General features: G+C 71.7%; 2 protein-coding genes. One reads left to right on the forward strand and one right to left on the reverse strand.

Translation table 11 applies throughout. From position 1 onward, the window contains the following. Positions 1 to 117 precede the first annotated feature (117 nt). Entirely contained in the window at positions 118 to 1,068 is a 951-nt protein-coding gene (locus tag ACFWE2_RS25195; RefSeq protein ID WP_377226945.1) for a ribose-phosphate diphosphokinase, read from the reverse strand. 62 nt (positions 1,069 to 1,130) lie between these two features. On the opposite strand from ACFWE2_RS25195, the gene ACFWE2_RS25200 reads away from it, so the two are divergent. After that, positions 1,131 to 2,429, forward strand: a complete 1,299-nt coding sequence (locus ACFWE2_RS25200; RefSeq protein WP_377226946.1) for an SMI1/KNR4 family protein — start codon at positions 1,131 to 1,133, stop codon at positions 2,427 to 2,429. Positions 2,430 to 2,484 lie beyond the last annotated feature (55 nt).

Here is a 2,484-nt window from a genome sequence, read left to right on the forward strand (position 1 = left end):
GCCTCGCTCACGGGCCCCAGGGGGCCCTCCGCTACGGTTTGACGGCGGCGCCGAGATGTTGCCGCACCCCGACCTCGTTCGTGCCGACGCGACTACGCGGGTGCGGGGTAACGCGGGCTAGACGTGGGTCGGGTCGAAGAGGGCGCTGACCGACTCGCCGCTGTGGATGCGGCGCACCGCTTCGGCGAACGCCGGCGCGACGCTGATCACCGTCAGCTTGTCGTGCGCGAGCAGCCCGGTCGACGGCACCGTGTTGGTGGTGACGATCTCGACCACGTCGGGGTCGGCAGCGATGCGGTGGACGGCGTCGTTGGCGAAGATCCCGTGCGTGCAGGCGATGCGCACGCTGCGCGCGCCGTGCTCGCGGAGCAGGTCCAGGATGGCGATGATCGTGGACCCGTTGGCGATCTCGTCGTCGAGCACGATGATGTCGCGGCCGGTGACGTCGCCGATCAGGGACGTGATCTCGACCCGGTCGCCGTCGAAGCGTTCCTTCGCGGCCGCCGCGACCGGGATACCCAGCATCTTGGCGAACGCCGACGCGCTCTTCGCGTTGCCGAGGTCGGGGGAGACCACCGTGGCCTTGGAGAGGTCGCTCGGCAGGAAGTGCGCCGCGAGCTCGCGGAGCGCGTTGAGCTGATCGGTCGGCACCCGGAAGAACGCCTGCACCTGCGGTGCGTGCAGCGTCATCGTGAGGATGCGGTTCACGCCTGCCGTCTCCAGCAGGTCCGCGACGAGGCGGCCGCCGACCGAGATACGCGGAGCGTCCTTCTTGTCCGAGCGTGCGTACGCGAAGTGCGGGATGACGGCGGTGATCCGGCCGGCCGACGCGCCCTTGGCGGCGTCGATCATCAGCAGGAGCTCCATCAGGTTCTCCTGCGTGGGGCGCGCCACGGGCTGCACCAGGTAGACGTCGCGCTCGCGACAGTTCTCCAGGAGCTGGACCTGGAGGCAGTCGTTGGCGAAGCGCTGGATGTTGACGGGGCTCAGCGCGACATCGAGATCAGCGCACATCTCGCGAGCGAAGCGCTGACCCCCGGTACCTGCGAAGACCCGTACCTCGGCCATGGCTGGAAGTCTACGGAACGTCAGGCCGACGTGCCCAGCAGCAAGACGGCATCATGTGGTGGGTGAGCCTCACCGACTGGCAGACCTGGGAACCGTTCGTCGACGCGCTGCGTCGCTCCGCTCCGCCCGGGACCGACGTGAGCGAGTTCGTCGGGACCGTCGGCCGCGGCGCGTGGCAGGGCACCTATCTGGACGACGGCGACGCCGAGCTCCGCCGCGCCCATCACCGCAAGCTCGCGCGCGAGGCAGCCCGGACCGGCGACCGCGGTCCGAAGGCAGACCTCGACGACGCACTGCGCGCCCTCGCCGAGCTCACGCCGGACGCCGAGCAGGTCGTGCGGGTAGTGGCCGCCGGTCGCCCCGACGGAGATGTCGTAGAGCTCGTCGCGCTGCCCCCGGCCGTCGTGTCGGGGCCGAGCACGCCGATCCTCGAGGTCGTGCTGGAGCCGGGGGCGCTCCCGGCGCAGTACCTCGCGACGATAGTGCCGCCGTCGGACGCCACCGTCGCGCCGTCGGCCGAGCCGGATGCCGTGGCGCGCGTGATCGCCGAGCGGATGCCCGACGCCGTCGGCGCGTCACCCGACGAGCTGGCCGCCGCCGAAGCGAACCTGCCCGCGGGATCGCACCTGCCCGACGAGGTGCGCGCGCTGTACGCGTCAGCGGGTTCGGGCGACCTGAGGCTCACGCCCGAGGAGGACCAGTTCGGCGGGTTCGAGATAGTGCCGCTGGTCGGCAGCCTGCTCCGGGAGGCGTTCCTGCCCGCCGCACGCTTCGGTACCTGGACCGCCGACATCGGCACGTTCGCGCCCGAGGATCCGTCGGGCAGGGTGCAGCCGGTGATCGGCTCGCCGCTCTGGTTCCCCGTGGGGACCGACGGCGCCGGGAACGTCTACGCGGCAGATCTCGCACCGGGTGCGAACGGGCACGTCGGGCAGATCCTGCTGCTCGACCACGAGATGCGCGCCGGGGCGGTGTACCGGGCGGAGAGCTTGGCGGCACTGCTCGTCGGGCGGGCGGCGAGCCCGACGGAGCCACGGCGCGAGGTGGAGCGGCCCGAGGAGGTGCGCGGGGCGAGCCCGGCGGAACCGGGTCTCGACGGGCTCGACCGGCCGGGGGTGGAGTTCCTGAACCTCGACCCGGCAGGCTGGAGCGAGCGGCTCGATGCCGGGACGGTGCCGGACACGCTCAAGGCCGCCGGCCTCGTCCCCGACCCGGCCCGTCCGCCGGCCCTCACCGAGTCGATCTCGACCGCGAACCGGCTGCTCGGCCTGCGCGGTCTTGGGCTCATCGAGGTCACCCGCCTGACCCGCCCCGCTGACCAGAAGCGCGAGGGTCTGCTCGGGCGGATCTTCGGCCGGTAGACGAGAACGACTTCGGTCCGTTGCTTTGAGATCGGTCAATCAACCGACCGATCTC

This window comes from Promicromonospora sp. NPDC060271 (assembly GCF_042726755.1).
Classification (GTDB): Bacteria; Actinomycetota; Actinomycetes; order Actinomycetales; family Cellulomonadaceae; genus Promicromonospora.